This window comes from Oscillochloris sp. ZM17-4 (assembly GCF_019599295.1).
Lineage (GTDB): Bacteria > Chloroflexota > Chloroflexia > Chloroflexales > Chloroflexaceae > Oscillochloris.
The window spans coordinates 1-4,474 of sequence record NZ_JAIEWN010000115.1 but is presented as its reverse complement, the minus strand read 5'-3'; the positions used below and the strand labels follow the sequence as shown (position 1 = coordinate 4,474).

Below are 4,474 nucleotides of genomic sequence, written 5' to 3'. Positions count from 1 at the left end.
TGAGCCGTGTATTGGCGTAGCTGCCCACGCCGATGATCAGGGCGTGGCCGAAGGAGAAATGCACGCCGTCGGCGCTGAGGGTGTCTGGGAATGCGGGCCGTGCCGGGGCAGATGTCACCGGAGGGCGACCACGAGGGTCGCCTGTACCCTTGTTGCGGCTCTGGTCGAGCGAGCCGATCGTCAGGTTGCCGTGCAGGTCGCCGGCGAGCGCCGTGCCGACGTTGGCGTTGCCGCCGATGATCTGGTTGTGCTGGCTTTGCGGGGCCGCTGGTGGGCTGAGCGCCGCGATAGATGTGGCCAGGGCGATGAGCTCCGCTGCGGCGGCGGGGTCAGCCTCGAAGCGCTCGATCACCTGCGCCTCGATGATCTGTCGGCGCGCCTCGTTTTGCGGCTTCGCCTTGAAGAGCGTCAGGGCGGCCTCGGCCTCGTCGTGGCCCCGGAAGCGGCGGCCCAGCGCGTCCCACACCCGCCCGAGCAGCTCCGTCGCCGTATCGGTAGCGTCCTCTCCCACCTTCGCCAGGGCACCGCCTGCGATCAGCGGCGCGATGTAGAGAAGCACCTGGCGGGCCGCTTCGGTGAGATCCATAGGTTCCTCCACAGTCACAAGAATCACTGAGACACTGAGATGCTGAGGCACTGAGGGGAGCTGAGACGATCAAGGGTGAGGGAGCCTCAATGTCTCACCCCCTCAGTGCCTCAGTGATGAAAAAGTGACGAGAATCACTGAGGCACTGAGATGCTGAGGCACTGAGGGGCTGAGGTGAGCTGAGACACTGAGGGGTGAGAAAGCCTCAGTGCCTCACCCCCTCAGTGTCTCAGTGATGAAAAAATCGCGATTCGCTCGCTGCGCTCGCTCAGACGGGTCTGTACCGCGCTATCAGAAGCTGAGACATTTGTACTTCTGTACTGACGCCGAAATACAGGACACAGAACACATCATAAAGGCTTTACAGTTTTGAGGTGCCGGGCAAGCCGAAAACCAACATATTGATCGTGGTTGACGGGCGTGCTGTTGACACGGAAGGCCGCGCGCAGGTAGAGCGGTTGATTGCCCCAGGCGCCACCGCGAAGTGTAAAGTGTTTTTGTGCCGGATCGCTACCATCTTCTCGCCCATCGGTCGGGTCGTAGGGATAGGGCTGGTACGCACTGCGCGTCCACTCCCACACATTCCCAGCCATATCGAGCAGCCCAGTTCTCGGTGTCGCCCCGGCGGGAAAGCAGCCGACGGCGGTGGTGCCGTCGTATTGCTCATTAACATTTGCTCGCTCACCATCTGGCTCAGCATTACCCCATGCATAGGTGCATTGCGCACTCCCTCGGGCGGCATATTCCCACTCGGCCTCGCTCGGCAGCCGGTAGATGTAGCCATCATCCAGATGCTGCGTCAGCCAGGCGCAAAAGGCCGTCGCCTCGTACCAGTTGACACCGACCACCGGGTGGTTCGGGCGGGCGATCCCGAAGCGCGGGTCATCCCACCACTCGGGCCGATCTTTGTGGCGACGGCGTTGGTAGGATTGGAGTCCCTCCGTGGCCGCGTCATCACGAGCCAGCCAGGCACGGGCTGGTGCATCCCACCAATGTGCCTCGGGGTCGTAGCAGTCTGCCTTGATGAACTCCTGGAATTGCGCATTGGTCACTGGGTAGCGGGCCAGTGCAAACGATGGAACCTGCATTGGCGCAGGGGTATGTTCACCCCAACTACCGAGCCACGCACGCACGATTGGTTTGTCATCCTCACTGAGTTGAGCGCCGGGAAGGGCGTTGTACTGAACGATGAATTCGTCTACCGCCTGTTCCAGTCCCGCGCCAGAATCACCGATCACAAAGCTCCCGCCCGCAATCTCCACCATCTGGAGCTGGAGGTCACACACGCCGGGGCGCGGGTCGCCTAACGCGCCCAGCAGCTCGCCGGCGCGTACCCGCTCGTTGGCAGGCAGGGTCGTGCCCTCCACGACGGCAACCAGGTCGTGGGCAAGGTCGGCGCGCAGCTGGACAAACTCGTCGCCGCCACGGGTCAGCCGCGCCCAGCCCACATCCTCGGCGATCTCGGCGGACAGGATGAGGTCGCGCTGGCGCAGCGCCGCCTCCCGGCCGCTCGCACAGCGCAGCCGATTCAGCAGCTGGTAGGGGATGGCATACAGGCTCTCGTTTACGGCGTGGCCCACGCCCAGGAAGATCGGCACCCGCCAGCGATCCTCCTGGCGCAGGGTCATGATCTGAGCGACAAAGTTGGCCCCGCTCACCAGCTGCAGCCCGGCCAGATACTCCAAGAAGGTCAGGTGTGGGAAGACATACTCATCCCCGGCGTTGCGCGCCTGGAGCAGACCAGCCCGCGTGTCGGTGTACTCCAGGAATCGCCGCGCAGCCTCGTGCGGGTTGGCGTGGCGACCTTCCAGCGCGTCGGCCACCAGGATGCGCAGGTCGTTGCGCGACAAACTGCCAGGGCTATCCGCTGTCGTGGCCCGATGAGCGCGGAAGGCGGCCTGCTGGAGCAGCGGGCGCAGGGTCTTCACATCCGCGTCGGGCATGCCGATGTAGTCCATCAGCGTGCCATACTGGCTGGCGTAGCCGCTCAGCGTGCGCCCAAGCTCCCAGCGCGCCAGCAGGATGTCCACGCAGCGGCTGTAGAGCGCGGCGCGCTCCTCGGGCAGCTTGCTGTCGTTGTAGTGAACCAGGGCCATAATCGTCAGCAGCAGCGGGCGCACCCCCAGCCGCAGGAGATCATCGCGACGCGCCAGAGCGGCCTGAAGATCGTCCCGGCGGCGCTCCCGCTCATCCGGCGGTAGGCCACCGACGGCATCGTACCAGGCGGCGACGAAGTGCTGCATCTGGGCGGGCGTCCAGTCGGCCAGCGTGGCGGTGGGCCAGCCCGGAATCTGCCAGGCGGCGTTCGGCTCGCCCTCGTAGGCCCGCACCCGGCAGCTCACGACGATCCGGCACTGCGGGTACTCGCGGCTGAAGGCGGCAACCGCATGGACGACCAGGCTGCGCGAGGCATCGCCGGCCACCTCGTCCAGGCCGTCGAGCATCAGCAGCACGCGCCCGGCCTCTAGCTCGCTATGCACGGCCTCGACCAGGCCTTGGTAGCGGCCGAGCTGGGCGGCGAGGTGATTCCACAGCTCGGCCGCCCCCGCCGCCTGGGCTTTGTCGGCGGCGAGCTGGCGGGCGAAAGGCAGCAGCGGAAGGAACAGCGGCAGCAGGCGCGGCGTATCGTCACCAGTCGGCCAGCCCGGCAGCCGCGCCTGAAGATTAACCGCGTCATCAAGGGCTGCGTGGGCGAGCGTGAGCGCCAGATAGCGCAGCGCGGTGCTCTTACCGCTGCCCGGCTCGCCCAGCAGCACCAGTCGAGGGTTGGCCGTGATCGCCTCGGTGACGAGCTGCGGGCCGGCGAACTGGAGCCAGGGCACCTGCTGCGCCAACGCCTTCAGCCGCGCGGCATCCAGTGCCTCCACATCCTCCCCCAGCATATCGGGCAGCGGGCCGCGACCGGCGAGTCCCGGCTCGCTCTGCCGAGCCGCGCGCTCAGCCTCGGTCAGCGGGCGGAACAGGCGCACCCGGCGCGGCCAGGGCAGCACGCGATCACCAATATGGGCCTGCCAGAAGGCGTCTGCATCCAGCTGAGCCAGATCATCGCCATCAAGCCGCTCGCGGGGCACGGGGTCGGCGCTGGTCGCCAGCTCGGTGTAGACCCGCTCCAGGCTGAGGGCGACTTGGTCGTGCAGATCCTGCTTGTCGCGGAATGCCTGGAGCGGCAGGCTGTCGCAGGCGGTGATCACGCGCTGGAGATACGCGTGCAAGAGGGCAGCATCGCTCGCGGTGCGCTTGCCGCCGATGAAGATGTGGCCGTACTGGTTGCCGGCGATCGCCACGCCGACATTGGAATGGCCGGTGATAATCTGCGTCGTCGTACTGGGGGCGACTATCTGCGGCGAGGCGTTGAGCAGCGCATCCAGCGCCTCGGTGCCATAGACGTGACGCAGCTCGGACAGCGCATCTCCATAGGCATCGTCTTTCAGAATGCCCTTGGCGTACAATGCGCGGAGGCTCTCAAGCGTAGCGAGCAGATCGTCAGCCATAGTGTGATGGTGATGGATGAGGTGCGCCGCGCCCTGATGTTCGTGGGCAGGCACATTGGCCTGCCCCTACTGGCCCTGGCGCGGCGCGGTGTTCTTTGGCCTGGGCCGAGACGCATCATAGCCAATAGCCGATAGACCGATAGCCGATACCGGACGCGAAAGACCGTGTTCGGCGCTCACAAAGGGGGCATTAGCTGCTGCAAAACCGACTTCACCGACTTCGCAGGAACTTTCGGCTATCGGCTATCGGTTATCGGCTATGAGATGCGGTCGCTCCGATCCGCTGGCGAAAGTATAGCCGGTTTAGACGGTTGCGGCAATCCAGCCGCCGAGCAGCTGGCCGACCTCGTCAATCAGCCGCGCGCCGTGCTCGTAGCGCCCCGGCGCGATCAGCTCC

At 65.6% G+C, this 4,474-nt stretch carries 2 protein-coding genes; both read right to left on the bottom strand.

What is annotated here, in order from left to right; all coding sequences use genetic code 11:
• A partial coding sequence (locus K2Z83_RS27900) for a hypothetical protein (protein WP_220598446.1) occupies window positions 1–586 on the bottom strand: 586 nt, incomplete at its 3' end.
• Between the two features lie 350 nt (window positions 587–936).
• Entirely contained in the window at window positions 937–4,077 is a 3,141-nt protein-coding gene (locus tag K2Z83_RS27895; protein WP_220598445.1) for an SUMF1/EgtB/PvdO family nonheme iron enzyme, read from the bottom strand.
• Window positions 4,078–4,474: the final 397 nt, after the last annotated feature.